The sequence below is a fragment of the Cysteiniphilum sp. GTC20157 genome (assembly GCF_055396795.1).
The window spans coordinates 2,016,949-2,033,234 of record NZ_AP044698.1 but is presented as its reverse complement, the minus strand read 5'-3'; the positions used below and the strand labels follow the sequence as shown (position 1 = coordinate 2,033,234).

Genomic DNA, 16,286 nt, shown 5'->3' with positions numbered 1-16,286 from the left:
ATCTAGCCAAGCCCTTTTGTTTGTCAAGCCTATGCATTGGGAATTATTAAGCACAGGCTGTTTTATGAATTGATGAGGTGTGTTGTCTAAAGGTGAGAATGCTCAAAAATGTTAAAGCAGCAAATGACATGATAAAAATAATTAGCGCATAAGCAGAAATTTCAGCAGGAATGATTGCTGCAACTGAGCTTACTATAAATAGTCCAAACATTTGTAAGAAGCCATAAACAGCATTAGCGGCACCCGCTTTATGGCTAAAGAAAGAAAGCGCAACACCAACAACAGTTGGCCCTACGATGCTGCTGCCCATAGCATAAAGCATAACGCAAATGATTAGTATTCTTTCGTGTGCCAATCCCAAGATTGAGGTTATAACTAAAATCGTACTTGCTAACACCATTAAAGATAATCCTTGAAATAGTGTTTTTAGTGGACCAAATTTCTTAAGGGAAATGATTGACATATATAAGCGAGCAATAAAAGCACAGCCAATGATAGCAATGGATAGAAAGCCAAAATTCTGTGGACTCATGCCGTATTTGTTAATGAGGATAAAGGGTCCAACAGTGTAAAAAGCAACAATGCCAGAAAATCCAGCAATCATACAAAAAGTATATATAACAAAAGGAGCGTGTTTTAATATTTTAAGATAGTTTGCAAGTAGGTGTTTAGGGGCTAAGGCATTAATATTTCTTCTGTGTGGTGGGAGAGTTTCGGGCATACGTGTGGCAACGATCAACGTTGTTATAACAACAAGTATGAACATCACGAGAAAACTAATACGCCAATTAAAGTAGGTTTCAATTAAGCCGCCAAGTACTGGTGCACCTGCTGGAGCAAGCATAAAAAAGAGACTTAACCAACCGACGATATGAATAAATTTATCCTTAGCTACCGAATCTTGAACAATCACTCGAGATAATGATAATAAAGCACCGGTTCCAGCTCCTTGAATAACTCGACCAATAATCAGTACATAAATATTCCAAGAGAACATACAAATTAAACTGCCAATTAAATAGATGCTAGCGCCAATAAAAATAATTCTTTTGCGACCAAACTTATCAGAGGCTGGACCATAAAAAAGTTGAGACAAGGCTAAAGCAATTAAAAATACAGCAATTGTCATGCGTGCCATACTTGAGCTTGTAGATAGCGCATCACTCATGTTGGGTAGGCTTGGGACATACATGTCTGATGCCATAAAATAGCTACAGCCAAGTAATATGCTCACAATGCTCAATAGTAAAATACTTGACTTGCCTGCGGAGATATTATCATTAGTCATAGATATAGCCGTAATAAATAGAACATGTGTACAATTTAGCATGTATTGATCAAGTGTTCAATTGAGTACAAGCAGAGCTTACAAAAAGATACGGTAAGTCTTTTGATGATGTGATATGAGAAAAAAAGATTCAGAGAATAGGGTGCTTGAGTATTAAAAGAAAAGTTAAAACGTTATGAGTTCGTTTTTGTATCGTGAGTTTGAGTATCAATATGAGTTGTTTGATCGGCGTTTTCAGTTTGTTCTAATGCTTGCTTTTCTTGTTGTTCTTGCAGCTCTTGTTCACGTTTTTGTTGATAATATGTTTTAATATCAATGCCTTGAGAGCGTAGGTAAGCTTTCTCAGCAATTTCATCCAAACGCTGTTTAGCATAGGCAATATGATCGTCACTGAATGTCTCAACTGGCTTACCATAAAGGTTGAAACGCTGCTTGTGCTCAAGCACCGAGCGTTGATAGCGGGTGTCGCCAACATAGCGTTTAATCACTTTTTTCAGAACATATTGGTCAATCGGTGCAAAATGCTCGTTATAATAAATAATTTCAATATCATCACTTATACCGATTTTCAACGGACGCTTATCGCGTGGATTGAAACATTTTGGAAAACGCATGCAAAGCCATTTAAATAGACGTTGCTCTTCTTTATAGAGCTCTTTTTGTAGATCTATCTCAATGATTAGTTCATCTTCTTGAGCATCAGGCATGTCAACAACAAGCTCTTCATGTTGTTTTTGACCATATTGTGGCATACGAAATGGTGTGCGTGGTTGGTTAACACGTTCCTGTCTTGTCTGAGGCGCCTGCTTGGTGGCAGTGTTTGGTCTGGGCGTTGAGTTTGTCGCTTTGGTATCACTCGTTTCATTGCGTTTTGCAGCATGTGCTTTACGTAAACGATCTGTTTTGTCTTTTATGCTTTTGCCACCGACCAATGATTTTAATAATGAAAAATCGTTAAGTTTATTTCTACCATCAGACATCTAAAATGTTCCTACTTTATGTTTATTCGTATTTTGTTTATACACTATTACAACAACTAATATTAAGAGATAAGCGCAGTGATGAAATCGCTTCTTAGTCAATCTTGCTGTAGCAATAAGGCGGACATTATAGACACAATCCCAGCAAAAAACAGTATCTATCAGCTATTTTTGCAGGTGCGGGGATAAAAATAAAAAAAATCATTGACAACAAAACCAATCTTGCTAATATTCGTCCCTGTCGTGGCTACGTAGCTCAGCTGGTTAGAGCACAGCATTCATAATGCTGGGGTCACTGGTTCAAGTCCAGTCGTAGCTACCATCTTCAAAACCATATCTGGCTTATATGGTGTGCCTAAGCTATTAAACAAATCATCCTCGACAGTAGCCTAACGGCGATGGAATTAAGTCGACGGTGCCATAAAATAGCAACTTGTAGTACGCTTTTTTATTGAGAGACTATCATTTTGTTTTGAGTTGTCATTTTATAGGGTAAAAGCATGAAGTTAAATAATTACGCTGTGATCAAATCATTTTCTATCATTGTGATATGTGGTGCGCTGTTGGCACTATGCTTTCCGAGTGTTTTTACTCCTTTAAAAGCACTTATTCCTTTGTTTTTAGGGATTATTATGTTTTTAGTTGGGATTAATGTTTCATTGAAAGACATGCGTCAAATTATTGAAATACGGTGGCGTTTTGTGCTGATTATTCTATTGAAATCCTTTGTTACGGCACTGATAGCATACATGATAGGGCGAATACTTAATCTGGATAGTTATGCATTGATTGGTCTTGTGATTGTGGGAGCGTGCCCTGGTGGGACGGCATCTAACGTCATGTCGTTATTATCTAAAGCAAATCTGTCATTAACTGTGAGCCTTACATTGGTTACAACGCTATTGGCGCCAATCATTATGCCGTTAATATTGTATTTGTTTTTGCATAAAACAGTAACAATTCCTTGGGTTGGTATTTTAACGACGACTTTGATGATTGTCGTGTTACCAATAGTGGCAGGCATTATTTTTCAGCGTTTTATCGCACTCAAACCACACACCTTAAATAAGCTTTCATTACTCGCAATTATAACGATTGTGATCGTTGTGATGATTGTGGTGGCATTGAATAAAGAAGCATTATGGCATGTATCTTTGAAACTATGCATTGCAGTTGTATTACTGCATGCATTAGCCTCTGTTGTTGGCTATGGCTTAGGAAAGTTATTTAGACTGGATCACAAAAGCGCGCTGGCACTATTATTTGAATTTAGTATTCTTGATGTTGGTTTAGGGATTGTGATTGCGATTTTATTTTTTGGTAAACTTGCAGCCATTGCCGGAACACTTTACGCTGTGTGGCAGAATATTGCAGGACCTATATTGGTGAGCTTGTTATCAAATGTCAAAAAAGCTCAATAAGAATCAATAAAAACAGTGATGTGCAAGCGCAGCATATGATGGATTAAGCCTAGACTAATCAGTAAATAAATTACTCAATAAGGAGAGTGTATTGTATTTCTGAGGTCTTTTCATGCGGATTATGCCTGTGCTGATTTGACTAAGCCGTCAGAATTAGTACAATCTCCCTGTTTTTCATGTAGATTAAATACATGTGTGAGAGAGTGTTGTTGAAAGAGGGGAAAATATGAAAAAACTACATAAACTGTCATTTTTGGCAGTAGCTTTTGCCATGACTTGTCGGCTCGAGGCAGCAGGCTTTCAGGTCAATGAAAACAGTGTTTACTTACAAGGGATGGCAATGGCAGGAAGTGCCGCCAGTCCAGATGATGTCAGTAGTATCTTTAATAACCCCGCTAACTTGGGTTTTGTTGAAAGTAGCAGTGTATACATTGGCGGCAGCTATATCTTGCCTAGTGTGAAAATGACTAATGCACAAGCAAGTCATGGTGTGCATTACAGTACGATCCCGTTTGCAGATGATCCAGTATCAGGCGCATCATCACAAAATAGTGTGGTTAACGGTGCATTGGTGCCTAACTTATATGGTGCGTGGCGGATTAATGATCGATTGGCTGCGGGTGTGGCATTAACCGCACCTTGGGGGATGACAACAAATTATGATGATAACTCAGTGGTGCGCTATGCTGCACAGAAAACATCGATTGAAGTTGTTAATCTAACGCCTGAGATTGCCTTTAATATTATTCCTGAGATCTCGATTGCCGCAGGCTTGCAAATCCAATATGCCAGTGCTGAGTTTTCAAACTACGATGGTGAATTAGCCACACCAACAAATCAAGCGACGAGTATTAACGGTAATGGCTGGGGTGTTGGTGGAATCTTTGGTGTGATGTTTCACCCAGTGAAAGCGACATATTTTGGTTTGAGTTATCGCACACCAGTTAAGATGAATATTGAAGGCTCAGGCAATCAATGGTTACTGCCAACAGGAAGCACACCAATAACACCGGGGGCACCTTATAATAGCTATATTTCTGATGCCTCGACTTCATTTAGAACCCCCGGTGTGATTAACTTTGGTATTACTCAAGCTATTACGTCAAAGTGGCAAGTTAGAGGCACTGTGCAGTATACGATGTGGAGCACATTAGATAAGCTGACCATTGATACCCCAGGAGGCTATTCAACTTCTTCAACGATGCAGTTAGGTTGGAAAAACAGTTGGTTATTCTCATTAGGTACCGATTATAAGATTACGCCGCATTGGTCGGTAAGAACGGGTGTGGCATATGATCAAACACCAACGGTATCAGAAACAAGAGATGCAAGAATGCCAGATACTAATCGCATTTGGGTGACACTCGGTGGTACGTATCATGTTAATGATCACTTCTCAATTGATGCCGTCTATGAGCATATTTTCATGCTCAATCAAAGTATTAATGTTACTGAATATACCGGTTCAAATGCCAATATTCCAGATATTGAGCAAAACAAGGTGTCTGCGAACTATCGTGGCTTTGCCGATATCTTTGGTTTAGCGCTGAGATATAAATTCTAATATTAATAAATAGGGTACAAAGATGATGAATATAAAGTTTTCGCAATATAAAAAAGCGTGGAAAGAAATCAGTGTGCTGACAGCCGCAATGCTATTATCTGCCTGTGGCGGTGGGGGAGGTGGTGACAGCGCTGGTGTTGCTGTGAATGTTAGCTCACCGACGGATAATGTGATTCATGCTGATATCAATCAAAATAATCAAAAAGAGTTCACTGTAAGCGTTGGCGATCAAAGTATTGGTGCAGTTGGTCAATCTAATGCGTATCAAGTGACGATAACACAATCTAACCCAAATGCTGGGTTTACTGTTAATCTTGGGACATGCGCACAAGCCATTAGTAATGGTCAAAGTTGTCAGTTTAGTTTGAGCTATGCACCAACAACGAGTACCCAATATAATCAACAGGATACTTTAACCATAAGTGTTGGCGGCACAACACAAACGATTACGGTTAAAGGTGATAAAGGGCAAGAATTTGTGGTGTTTGGAGATAGCCTATCGGATGCAGGAGTTCAAGATCAGCTAGCTGCTTTAGTTAAAGGGTTGCATGCATTTTTACCCAATGTGCTACCTGCATGGCCAAAAGTCCCAGGAACGACAACTGATAAATCAACAACCTATACCACGCCAGGTGGTAATGTATGGGCCACTAATTTGGCTAAGTTGGTTGGGGCATCAAGTGCAACGGCTTTACCTAATAATAGCTATTATATGCAGCCAATAAAGGTAGCATACCCTACGTGGCATATGATAATTAATCAATTGCTAGGTGTATTCCATTTATCAATCGATACCGAAAGTAAAAGTCTCGCAGGTAGCAATTATGCTCAAGGTGGTGCAACAACGACTTGTGCAGGGATTGGACTTGTTTTGCCGCAAGCGATGTTTACGGCATTAGGACAGCAATTAATTCCACCTGGAAATGTACCATTATATATGCCATCACCCATTGGTCCTATTCCTCAAGTGAATGGACAACCTGCTTATAGTTGTCCTAAAGCGACCGATGCTGATTTGCAACCTGTATATGACCAGCTTGAAAACTATAATCAAATTGATAGTTACCTGAGCCAACATGATCATAAGGCAAACCCAGATAAAGTCTATATTTTATGGGGCGGTGCCAATAACCTATTCCTTGAGGTTGCAAAGCAACCAACACCAAGCCCAGCAGCGGTAGCACAGGTTATGACGCAAGCGGCAGGTGATATTGCCTATGATGTTCAATATTTAGCAGCCCATGGTGCGAAGAAGTTTGTTGTACTGTTCTTACCAAATATTGGTTTAACACCATTGGCTATCGCAGCCAACCAACAATCGGCGCTAGAGAAAGCATCTGTTGCTTATAATACCGCATTAAATAATATGTTAGGCACACTACAGAAACAAGATCCGAGTATTAAAATTGTACCTATTGATGTATTTAATCTAATGAATGATATGGTTGCAAACTATGAAATCTCGGCATTAGGTCAAAATTATCAGTTTAATGATGTAACAACGCCTGCCTGTAAGCAAGCACCCATCACTCAAGATAATCCATTGGCAGCACTCACTAATTCTGCACTATTGTGCACACCACAAGCGGATAATAAAAAGCATATATTTGAAGATACGGTACATCCCACGGCAGAAACGCATCAAGTGATTGCTGCAAAAATTGCTAAAGCAATGGAAGCTTTTAATTAGTCCTCAAATGGAAAGTAATGAATCAAGAATAAGTTGCGTCAGTTAGTACCTCTCCCCTTGCGGGATTGCTCGTGCAGCTTAAGCTGCACGGGTGAGGGGAGTAATTGAAGCTCAACTTATTTTTGAATTATTAGAAAAACATGTTTTGATGAATTTAAATCATCAAAAAATATAAAAAATGAATTTTATTTATCATTAAGGCTTTGCTATCGTTGAGCTTCGTTTGGATTAACAAATAAGCACCTAGATGAAGCTAAGTCATGTCGACATTGTTATTGCTAATAGTATGCATTGTCATTTTGCCAGTGTGATTGCCGCACAGATTGAAGAAAGTGCTAAGCAAAGAAAGACCGGTATTGCCAAGCGTAGTGTGAACTATTTGCAGCAAAAAATACGCTCAAAACATGCAGTGATTGCCATTGATCGCCTGCTTAATCAGATTGTAGGCTTTTGTTATATCGAGTCATGGCAAGATAAAGCATATGTGTCTAATTCAGGCTTAATTGTTTTCCCAGAATATCGCAATTTAGGTTTATCCAAAGCCTTGAAGTCAAAAGCATTTATGTTAGCGCGTGAATATTACCCTAATGCCAAGATCTTTGGGTTAACGACCAATCCGCAGGTGATGCGTATTAACTATGAGTTGGGTTATGAACCCGCAGCTTTTACTGGCTTAACGACCGATAAAACATTTTGGCAAGGATGCATGAGTTGCGTGAACTTCGCTATTTTACAAGCCAAAGAATATCAAAACTGTTTATGCACGGGGATGCTTTACGATCCACAAAGAAAACAAAAGCAAAAAGAACAGCAAGAGCAAGGTGTATTACAAAAGAATCAAGATAATAAAAAGGAGCAATCAATGAAGGTTATTGTCGCGTTTAGTGGAGGTTTGGATACAAGTTTCTGTGTTAAGTATTTGCAACAAGAGCATGACTTGGAAGTGCATACAGTAACGGTTAATACAGGTGGTTTTAGCTCGATTGAATTAGCACAGATTGAACGCAGGGCTTATCAATTGGGCGCGAAAACGCATCAAAGTATTGATGTCACAAAAGATTTTTATCAGGAATGTGTTAAGTTTTTGATCTTTGCCAATGCATTAAAGAATAACTGTTATCCTTTATCGGTTAGTGCTGAGCGCGCTTTTCAGGCAATGACGATTGCTAAGATGGCAAATCATATGGGTATTACGAAAATTGCGCATGGTTGCACGGGAGCCGGTAATGATCAAGTACGTTTTGATCTGATGTTTCATATATTATCGCCAGAAGCTCAAATTATCACACCCATTCGTGATTTGAAATTATCGCGTGCAGCAACGCAAGAATATTTAATTAATTCAGGTGCAAGTTGCAGCGAAAGTAGCAAAAACTATTCGATTAATAAAGGCTTATGGGGTACCTCTGTCGGTGGTGTTGAGACTTTAAGTTCACATTTATATTTAAAAGATGAGGCTTGGCCAACTAAGGTGAGCAAAACACAAGATGATCAACAAACACTAAAAATTAGCTTTATCAATGGCGAGCCCATTGCCCTAAATGACGAATTATCAAATTCAATTCAAGTCATTCAAAAGCTTAATGACATTGCTAGTCAATATGGTATTGGTCGCGACATTCATGTCGGTGACACCATTATCAATATCAAAGGACGTGTCGGCTTTGAGGCTCCTGCACCGTTGATCCTGATAAAAGCACATCATTTGTTAGAAAAGCATGTACTGACTAAAGCGCAACTCAAGATTAAAACAAGCTTAAGTGATACCTATGCTGAGATGGTGCATGAAGGTCAGTTTCTTGATCCAGCGGCGCGTGATATTGAGGCCTTGTTATTATCCACCCAGGCAAAGGTCACAGGTGATGTGTTTGTGAAACTTTATCCACTTCACTTTGTATTATTAGGTGTGCAATCTGAGCATGATTTAATGCAGGCGCAACATGCCAAGTATGGCGAGGAAAATGCAAGCTTCAGTGGTGATGATGTCAAAGGATTTACTAAAGTGATGAGCACACAACTTGCTGCTTATTACCAATTGCAGAATAAAGATAAATCAGTCAAGACAACGCAATTAAGCTCAATCAAAGCAGCGGTAACAGGGTAAGGTTTTATGATGGCGCATAATAACAAAATAACAGGCAAAATAAATGTCGGTATTTTAGGCGGGGCAGGCTATACCGCCGGTGAGCTTTTGCGTTTATTGACACACCACCCACAGGTGGATATTCAGTTTACACATAGTACCTCACAAGCTGGTGAGTTAATTGCTAAAACACACCATGATTTCTATCTGATCGATAATAAACGCATATTTGATAAAGAGATAAATTATAATGTCGATGTCGTGTTTTTATGTGTGGGTCATGGGCAAGCTAAAGAAGCGCTTAAATCTCATCGCTTCAAAGCGGATACCAAGATCATTGATTTAAGTCAGGATCATCGAGATACACAAGCCAATCCAGAGTTTGTCTATGGTTTGGCAGATATTAAGCAAAGTGCCATTGCCGCAGCATCCAATATTGCCAATCCAGGCTGCTTTGCCACAGCAATACTTCTGGCATTAACGCCTTTTCGTGATTATGTTGATGGAGATGTTCATATCAATGCCATTACTGGTTCAACAGGTGCTGGAGTAATGCCGAGTGACACGTCACATTTTAGTTGGCGCACCAATAATATGTCTGTCTATAAGGTGTTTTCTCATCAACACTTAGCTGAAATTAAACAGGCACTTAAGTTATCAGCAAACAATCAAATATTATTTGTGCCAATGCGAGGGAATTTCAGTCGTGGCATTTTTGCTTCGATTTACTTTAAATCAGATTTAACTGAAGTAAGCACACAACAAATCTTGCAAGCATTTTACGATCAAAGCGCCTTTGTCAAAGTACTTGATCATGAGCCGGATTTAAAAATGGTTGTTAATACCAATGCTTGTTTATTATCCGTGAAAAAACATGGTGATTATCTGCATGTTGTCAGTGTCATTGATAATTTGATTAAAGGCGCCTCAGGGCAGGCCGTGCAGAATATGAACCTTATGTTTGGCTTGCCTTGTGAGTTAGGTTTGTCCCTCAAAGCCAGTGTTTTTTAAGGTGTTGTTATGAATGTATATGAAGTATATGAGCGTTATCCAATTACATTAAATAAAGCTCAAGATTTATATGTTTGGGATGAAAATGGTCAACAATATCTTGATCTATACGGTGGGCACGCGGTGATCTCGATTGGGCATAGTCATTCGTATTATATTGAAAAACTCACTCAACAGTTGCAGCGTATTGGCTTTTATTCCAATAGTATTGAGATGCCTGTGCAGCAACAGGTAGCAGATAAATTGGCGCAATTAAGTGGTTGTCATCATTACCAATTATTTCTAGTCAATTCAGGGGCGGAAGCGGTAGAAAATGCACTTAAACTTGCCGGCGTTGTCACCAAACGCAACAAGATAATTAGCATTAATAATAGCTTTCATGGACGTACAAATCTTGCCTTGGCTGTTACTGATAATCCTGCCATCCAATCACCGTTTTCAAAAGGTTTTCAAACAATTAGTGTACCGTTAAATGATATAAATGCGTTGAAAGAAGTGATGAATAATGACGTGGCAGCAGTGATTGTTGAAGGTGTCCAAGGCATTGCTGGTATCTATGAGCCGGATATGCATTTTCTACAGACTGCAAGTGACTTATGTCAAGAGCACGGTGCAAAATTGATTGTTGATGAAATTCAATCTGGCTTTGGACGCACGGGTGTGTTTTTTAGTTTCCAGCAATCAGGGATTAAACCGGATTTAATTACCTTTGCTAAGGGGGCGGGTAATGGTTTTCCTGTTGGTGGCATGTTGATCAAAGATAATATCCCAGTATTGAAAAATATGTTAGGTACAACCTTTGGTGGCAGTTATCTTGCTTGTGCTGCGATGTTGGCTGTACTTGAAGTTATCGACTATGAAGCACTTATTGATAATGCCAAACAACAAGGAACTTATTTAAAAGAGCAATTGTTGCAAATCCCAGAGGTCACAACCGTGCGCGGGCGTGGGCTTATGCTAGGTGTTGAATTTAGCTTAGATTGCAAAGCAATTCGTGATGCGCTTTTAAAGCAAAAGCATATATTTACTGGTGTGGCTCAAGCAGGGGAAGTGATGCGTTTACTGCCTGCATTAACGATTCAGAAATCGCATATTGATGCATTTATTGTGGCATTAAAAGAAGTGATTGAAGATGAGTATCTATCCAAAAATGTTAATCATACCCTGAGTGACGTCGAAGGGTAGTCTAATAATAAGATAGCATAAGCTTCATCAACTGGTACCTCTCCCCTTGTGGGAGAGGTCGTGTAGCTTAAGCTGCTCGGGTGAGGGGTAATTAAAGTTTATGTAATGGATTAAGAATAAGTTGCGTCAGTTAGTACCTCTCCCCTTGAGGGAGAAGTCGTGCAGCTTAAGCTGTACGGGTGAGGGGTAACATTTATAATGGCTTCGACTAACGCTCAGCCAACGTAAATGTAATGGCTTCGACTAACGCTCAGCCAACCTAAACATAAAGGCTTCGGCAATGCTCAGCCAACAGAGAGTTCATAAGATAAAAGAAACACACATTTTAGGAGTCAAACAAACATGCAGCAGTATTTAAGTATTAAAGATATTGATAATATCCAAGAAGCGATTCAATCATGCATTGAGATTAAGCAAAACCCCTATGCCAATGGTAAGCTAGGAGCGCATAAAACTTTAGGTATTATTTTTCTAAATCCGAGTTTGCGCACCAAGATTTCAACGATAAAAGCGGCACAAAATATTGGTTTAAATGTATTACCGATTGATGTCAATAATGGCTGGGCATTGGAGTTTAACGAAGGTGTGGTGATGAATGCCGATAAACCTGAGCATATCAAAGAGGCAGCACAAGTCATTGCAAGCTATTGTGATATTGTTGCGATTCGCTCCTTTGCCAAGCTCAATGACAAAGAGCAAGATTACCAAGAGCAAATCTTTAGCGCATTTAACAAATATACGGATTGCCCAATAGTGAATTTAGAGTCAGCCTTGCGTCATCCTTTGCAGAGTCTGGCTGATATTCTAACGATTGAAGAGTATAAAAAGCCAAATCATCCTAAAAAATCTAAAAAACCAAAAGTTGTGTTAAGTTGGGCGCCTCATGTTAATGCCTTGCCGCATGCCGTGGCAAATTCGTTTGCTGAGAGTATGCAACTGATGGATTATGAGTTTGTGGTGACACATCCTGAAGGCTATGAATTGGATTTAGAATTTATCGGTGATGCTCAAGTGGTATATGACCAAGATGAAGCATTGAAAGATGCCGATTTTATCTATGTCAAAAACTGGTCAAGTACTAAAGAATATGGCAAGGTCATAAATACCGATGATAAATGGATGATTACTCAAGAGAAGCTGAAAAATGCCCCCAATGCCAAGGTGATGCATTGCTTACCTGCGAGACGTAATTTAGTGATTGCTGATGAGGTGCTTGATTCTGAATGCTCAATCGTCATTGAGCAAGCCGAGAATCGACTGTATGCCGCTCAATATGTATTATCTGAAATTGTTAATGCGTTAAAGGTGCAACATCCAAAAGCGCCATTATTAGCTGAAAAGGTTTATGCTGATGAAGTTGAATAAAGTGCTTAATATTATCAAATTAGGTGGGCGGGTAATTGATGATGAAAATAAGCTCAATACGCTATTACATGCTATTTCGCAGCAAAATGATCCATGTGTTATCGTGCATGGCGGTGGCGATCAGGTCAGCCAATTAGCCAAGCGTCTGGGTGTTGAGTATACCTTTATTAATGGCCGGCGTGTGACTGATCAAGCATCATTAGAGTTGGTGACGATGGTATTGGCTGGAATGATCAATAAACAGATGGTTGCTAAGTTGCAAGCCAAGGGTGTTAAGGCTTGGGGATTAAGTGGTGTCGATGCAAATTTGCTACTAAGTAACAAACGCGGAACTAAGATGCATGACTTTGGTTTTGTGGGCGATGTGAAAGCCGTCAATAGTAATGTATTAATTGATTTGATTAATAATGGCTTTTTACCTGTCATCGCACCAATTACGCATGATGGCAAGGGACAGCTTTTAAACACCAATGCTGACACAGTGGCATATCAGATTGCAAAAGCATTAGCACATCAATATCAGGTCAATCTATATTATTGTATGGATTTGGCAGGGGTTTATGAGGATATAGACAATCCTGAGTCATTAATTGAAAGCTTAGATCTAAATGTCTATCAACGTTTAAAAGCAGAAGATAATATTCAGCAAGGCATGTTGGTTAAACTTGAGAATTGCTTTGATGCATTAGCTTGTAACGTTTATCAAGTGGTAATTAGTAATGCAGATAATATTGCTCGTACCTTGCAAGGCGAGAAAGGTAACGTAACAACAATCACTTTGGCAGAGGAGGTTTGCTAGATGATAAATGGTATGAGTTCATGTTCAGATGTATTATCAGAAGATATAACACATAAACAAGCGGAAGCCTTGGCATTACTCAAGTGTTTAATTGAAATCCCATCGGTTTCAAAGGACGAAGCACAAAGTGCGGCGTTTATTCAACAATGGTTGTTTGAACGTGGTATAGCTAGTACTTTAGTTGGTAATAATGTGTGTGCTAAAAATAAATATTTTGATGATAAGAAACCATCCGTTTTACTGATTTCGCATCATGACACGGTGCCACCGAGTAAGAGCTATACTCGTGATCCATATTGTGCAGAGATAATTGATGGCAAGTTATATGGTTTGGGATCGAATGATGCCGGTGGTGCATTAGTGAGCATGGTAGCTACGTTTAGTTATTTTTATGAAAGGGAAGATTTACCTTTTAATCTATTATTATGCGCGGCTGCCGAAGAAGAGATCTCAGGTAGAAATGGTGCCGAGTTGGCGTTGACATTTTTTGATGCTATTGATTTTGCGATCGTTGGTGAGCCAACCAGTATGGAGCTTGCCATTAGTGAAAAGGGTTTGATGGTTTGTGATTGTGTTGCCCATGGCAAGACAGGACATGCTGCGCGCAATGAGTGGGATAATGCAATATTAAAAGCCGTTGCTGATATTAATTGGATTAACAATTATCAATTTGCACAAACTTCAGAGACATTGGGTGATGTCAAAATGAGTGTGACGATGATCAACGCTGGTGTGAAGCACAATGTTGTCCCTGAAAAATGTCATTTTGTCGTTGATGTCAGATCGACGGATGCCTATGGTAATGAGGATGTATTGCATATTATGCGCCGATATATGTCATCAGAGGTAACACCTAGATCACTACGCATTAAAGCCAGTAAAACACCACTTGAGCATCCATTAATGCAGGCATTATTAGCAAAAGGCATCAACAGTTATGGTTCGCCAACGACTTCAGATCAGGCGATTGTGAATTGCCCAAGTGTTAAGTTTTCACCGGGCGATTCAAAGCGCTCACATAGTGCCGATGAGTTTATTTATGTCGAGCAAATCAACGAAGGTGTTGAATTTTTTATCACGTTTTTTAATGAATTAAAGGATAAGCCATGGCAGAAGTAATCAATAAAGAAAAACAAGAAAAAAAAGGCAATCAACAAAAACTCTGGGGTGGGCGTTTTAGCGAGGATAACAACCCTTTGTTTGTGCGCTTTAATGAGTCATTGAGTTTTGATTATCGACTGTTGCCTTATGATATCAAAGCGACAAAAGCATTTACTGAAGCGCTTTGTGATATCGATGTATTATCTTATGCAGAGTTAAAGGATTTACATCAAGGATTGACAGAGATTGAACAAGAGATCGATAACAATCCGCAGCTTATTCAACAAGCTATCAATTCTGGTGTCGAGGATATTCATACCTTTGTTGAGCAGGCACTGGTTGATAAGGTAGGTGACCTTGCTTATAAAGCCAATACCGGAAGATCGCGCAATGAACAGGTATCTTGTGCGACAAGGTTATGGGTGCTTGATCATATTGAGCATTTATGTGATCTCATTAAAGGCTTACAAGCGGCTTTTGTCGCACAAGGCAAAGCAAATTTTGATGTATTTGTTATGGGTTATACGCATTTACAACAGGCGCAACCAATCACGTGGGGGCATTATTTCTTATCTTTTTATGAGATGCTTAAACGCGATTATGCGAGACTTTTAGATATTAAAAAACGCGTTAATATCTCACCTTTAGGAATGGGTGCAATTGCTGGCAATGCTTGGGCATTGGATCGCCAGAAAATGGCAGATACTTTAGGTTTTGAAAAGATTGCTCAAAACAGCCTAGATGCGGTAAGTGATCGCGATTATATTATTGAACTGCTAGCTGCGATTAGTCTTATTGGTACACATCTAAGTCGTTTTGCCGAGGATATGATTATCTATTCAACGACCGAGTTTAGCTTGATTGAAATGAGTGATTTAGTGACAACTGGTTCATCACTTATGCCGCAGAAGAAAAACCCTGATGCAATGGAGTTGGTTCGTGGTAAAGCAGGACGTTTAAATGGCTATTTGGTGGCATTATTAACAACCGTTAAAGCCTTGCCATCGGGATATAACAAAGATCTGCAAGAAGATAAAGAAGCACTCTTTGCGGCTGTTGATACTGTGAGTGACTTATTGAAAGTCACAACGATAACCGTTGAAAGCTTAGTGGTGAATAAAGATAAAAACTATGATGGCAGTTTTTGTGTGGCAACGGAGTTGGCTGATTATCTCTCTAAAAAGGGGATTGCCTTTAGAAAGGCACATCATATCGTCGGAGAAATCACTGCTTATGCTTTAAGTCAAAATAAATCATTGGATGATTTAACCCTATCCGAGTTTCAGCGTTTTTCCGTGATGATTGATGATGATGTCTATCAAATATTAAGCATTGAATCAGCGGTGAATAGCAAAAAGGCAATAGGAGGTACGGCAGTTACCAATGTTGTAAATGCAATTTCTGCGATTGAGAAAATTATGTAAAAGTGCTAGGTGACAAGCTGCAATACCATCATGCAAAATCACTGAAGTTTATAATGTAGACAGACACTAAACACATAAAGCATAAATGGAATAACTATACACACTGGGAGTTTTGGCTTTATTTGTTATACTACCAGTCAAAATAAGCATAGATAGGACATCATATTTCCTGCAGTACTCTATTAAGACTTAAAATATTTCATCTGTTTTGCGACTAAAAATATTACGATGCTTTTGCGCTTCTTTTTTTTGTGATTGTGAACGTGTTGGGAAATCACGATCGTAATTGGCGAGAAAATCACCGGCGTTACTGACGTATTCGCGTTGCTTTTTATTGTCAAAAAGGTGCAGCATTTTAAGAATAATGGACATAAC

General features: G+C 39.2%; 13 protein-coding genes and 1 tRNA gene. 11 read left to right on the top strand and 3 right to left on the bottom strand.

What is annotated here, in order from left to right:
• Positions 1 to 46: 46 nt before the first annotated feature.
• Entirely contained in the window at positions 47 to 1,288 is a 1,242-nt protein-coding gene (locus ACZ5V8_RS09145) for a multidrug effflux MFS transporter (protein ID WP_464217537.1), read from the bottom strand.
• 173 nt (positions 1,289 to 1,461) lie between these two features.
• Positions 1,462 to 2,268, bottom strand: a complete 807-nt coding sequence (locus ACZ5V8_RS09140; RefSeq protein WP_440615404.1) for a ProQ/FINO family protein — start codon at positions 2,266 to 2,268, stop codon at positions 1,462 to 1,464.
• Between the two features lie 245 nt (positions 2,269 to 2,513).
• Here ACZ5V8_RS09140 and ACZ5V8_RS09135 point away from each other — a divergent pair.
• The 11 genes from ACZ5V8_RS09135 (at position 2,514) to argH (ending at position 15,911) form a co-directional block, all read left to right on the top strand.
• A tRNA-Met gene (locus ACZ5V8_RS09135) sits at positions 2,514 to 2,590 on the top strand.
• 178 nt (positions 2,591 to 2,768) lie between these two features.
• A complete protein-coding gene (locus ACZ5V8_RS09130) occupies positions 2,769 to 3,689 on the top strand; it encodes a bile acid:sodium symporter family protein (RefSeq protein WP_464217536.1) in 921 nt (306 codons plus the stop codon).
• Between the two features lie 226 nt (positions 3,690 to 3,915).
• The gene (locus ACZ5V8_RS09125; RefSeq protein WP_464217535.1) at positions 3,916 to 5,253 is read left to right on the top strand and encodes an OmpP1/FadL family transporter; all 1,338 of its coding nucleotides are present in this window, start codon (positions 3,916 to 3,918) and stop codon (positions 5,251 to 5,253) included.
• A 22-nt stretch (positions 5,254 to 5,275) separates the two neighbouring features.
• Complete coding sequence (locus ACZ5V8_RS09120; RefSeq protein WP_464217534.1) at positions 5,276 to 6,943, top strand: SGNH/GDSL hydrolase family protein; 1,668 nt, start codon at positions 5,276 to 5,278, stop codon at positions 6,941 to 6,943.
• A 247-nt stretch (positions 6,944 to 7,190) separates the two neighbouring features.
• A complete protein-coding gene (argG, locus tag ACZ5V8_RS09115) occupies positions 7,191 to 9,047 on the top strand; it encodes an argininosuccinate synthase (protein ID WP_464217533.1) in 1,857 nt (618 codons plus the stop codon).
• Positions 9,048 to 9,053: 6 nt separating this feature from the next.
• Complete coding sequence (gene argC, locus ACZ5V8_RS09110; RefSeq protein WP_464217532.1) at positions 9,054 to 10,037, top strand: N-acetyl-gamma-glutamyl-phosphate reductase; 984 nt, start codon at positions 9,054 to 9,056, stop codon at positions 10,035 to 10,037.
• A 9-nt stretch (positions 10,038 to 10,046) separates the two neighbouring features.
• Positions 10,047 to 11,222, top strand: coding sequence for an aspartate aminotransferase family protein (locus tag ACZ5V8_RS09105; protein ID WP_464217531.1), 1,176 nt, complete (start codon positions 10,047 to 10,049; stop codon positions 11,220 to 11,222).
• A gap of 342 nt (positions 11,223 to 11,564) precedes the next feature.
• The gene (locus ACZ5V8_RS09100; protein ID WP_464217530.1) at positions 11,565 to 12,587 is read left to right on the top strand and encodes a Rossmann-fold NAD(P)-binding domain-containing protein; all 1,023 of its coding nucleotides are present in this window, start codon (positions 11,565 to 11,567) and stop codon (positions 12,585 to 12,587) included.
• A complete protein-coding gene (gene argB, locus ACZ5V8_RS09095) occupies positions 12,574 to 13,386 on the top strand; it encodes an acetylglutamate kinase (RefSeq protein WP_464217529.1) in 813 nt (270 codons plus the stop codon). Before ACZ5V8_RS09100 ends, argB begins: the two co-directional genes overlap by 14 nt.
• Positions 13,387 to 14,505: a M20/M25/M40 family metallo-hydrolase gene (locus tag ACZ5V8_RS09090; protein WP_464217528.1), complete on the top strand. Its 1,119-nt coding sequence runs from the start codon at positions 13,387 to 13,389 to the stop codon at positions 14,503 to 14,505.
• Entirely contained in the window at positions 14,493 to 15,911 is a 1,419-nt protein-coding gene (argH, locus tag ACZ5V8_RS09085) for an argininosuccinate lyase (protein ID WP_464217527.1), read from the top strand. Before ACZ5V8_RS09090 ends, argH begins: the two co-directional genes overlap by 13 nt.
• Positions 15,912 to 16,100: 189 nt before the next feature.
• On the opposite strand, the gene ACZ5V8_RS09080 is transcribed toward argH, so the two are convergent.
• Complete coding sequence (locus tag ACZ5V8_RS09080; protein WP_464217526.1) at positions 16,101 to 16,283, bottom strand: CBU_0585 family protein; 183 nt, start codon at positions 16,281 to 16,283, stop codon at positions 16,101 to 16,103.
• Between the last annotated feature and the right edge of the window lie 3 nt (positions 16,284 to 16,286).

Coding starts and splice junctions, on each gene's coding strand:
- ACZ5V8_RS09145 (WP_464217537.1), bottom strand. CDS start 1,288: ATGACTAATGATAATATCTCCGCAGGCAAGTCAAGTATTTTACTATTG.
- ACZ5V8_RS09140 (WP_440615404.1), bottom strand. CDS start 2,268: ATGTCTGATGGTAGAAATAAACTTAACGATTTTTCATTATTAAAATCA.
- ACZ5V8_RS09130 (WP_464217536.1), top strand. CDS start 2,769: ATGAAGTTAAATAATTACGCTGTGATCAAATCATTTTCTATCATTGTG.
- ACZ5V8_RS09125 (WP_464217535.1), top strand. CDS start 3,916: ATGAAAAAACTACATAAACTGTCATTTTTGGCAGTAGCTTTTGCCATG.
- ACZ5V8_RS09120 (WP_464217534.1), top strand. CDS start 5,276: ATGATGAATATAAAGTTTTCGCAATATAAAAAAGCGTGGAAAGAAATC.
- argG (WP_464217533.1), top strand. CDS start 7,191: ATGAAGCTAAGTCATGTCGACATTGTTATTGCTAATAGTATGCATTGT.
- argC (WP_464217532.1), top strand. CDS start 9,054: ATGATGGCGCATAATAACAAAATAACAGGCAAAATAAATGTCGGTATT.
- ACZ5V8_RS09105 (WP_464217531.1), top strand. CDS start 10,047: ATGAATGTATATGAAGTATATGAGCGTTATCCAATTACATTAAATAAA.
- ACZ5V8_RS09100 (WP_464217530.1), top strand. CDS start 11,565: ATGCAGCAGTATTTAAGTATTAAAGATATTGATAATATCCAAGAAGCG.
- argB (WP_464217529.1), top strand. CDS start 12,574: ATGAAGTTGAATAAAGTGCTTAATATTATCAAATTAGGTGGGCGGGTA.
- ACZ5V8_RS09090 (WP_464217528.1), top strand. CDS start 13,387: ATGATAAATGGTATGAGTTCATGTTCAGATGTATTATCAGAAGATATA.
- argH (WP_464217527.1), top strand. CDS start 14,493: ATGGCAGAAGTAATCAATAAAGAAAAACAAGAAAAAAAAGGCAATCAA.
- ACZ5V8_RS09080 (WP_464217526.1), bottom strand. CDS start 16,283: ATGTCCATTATTCTTAAAATGCTGCACCTTTTTGACAATAAAAAGCAA.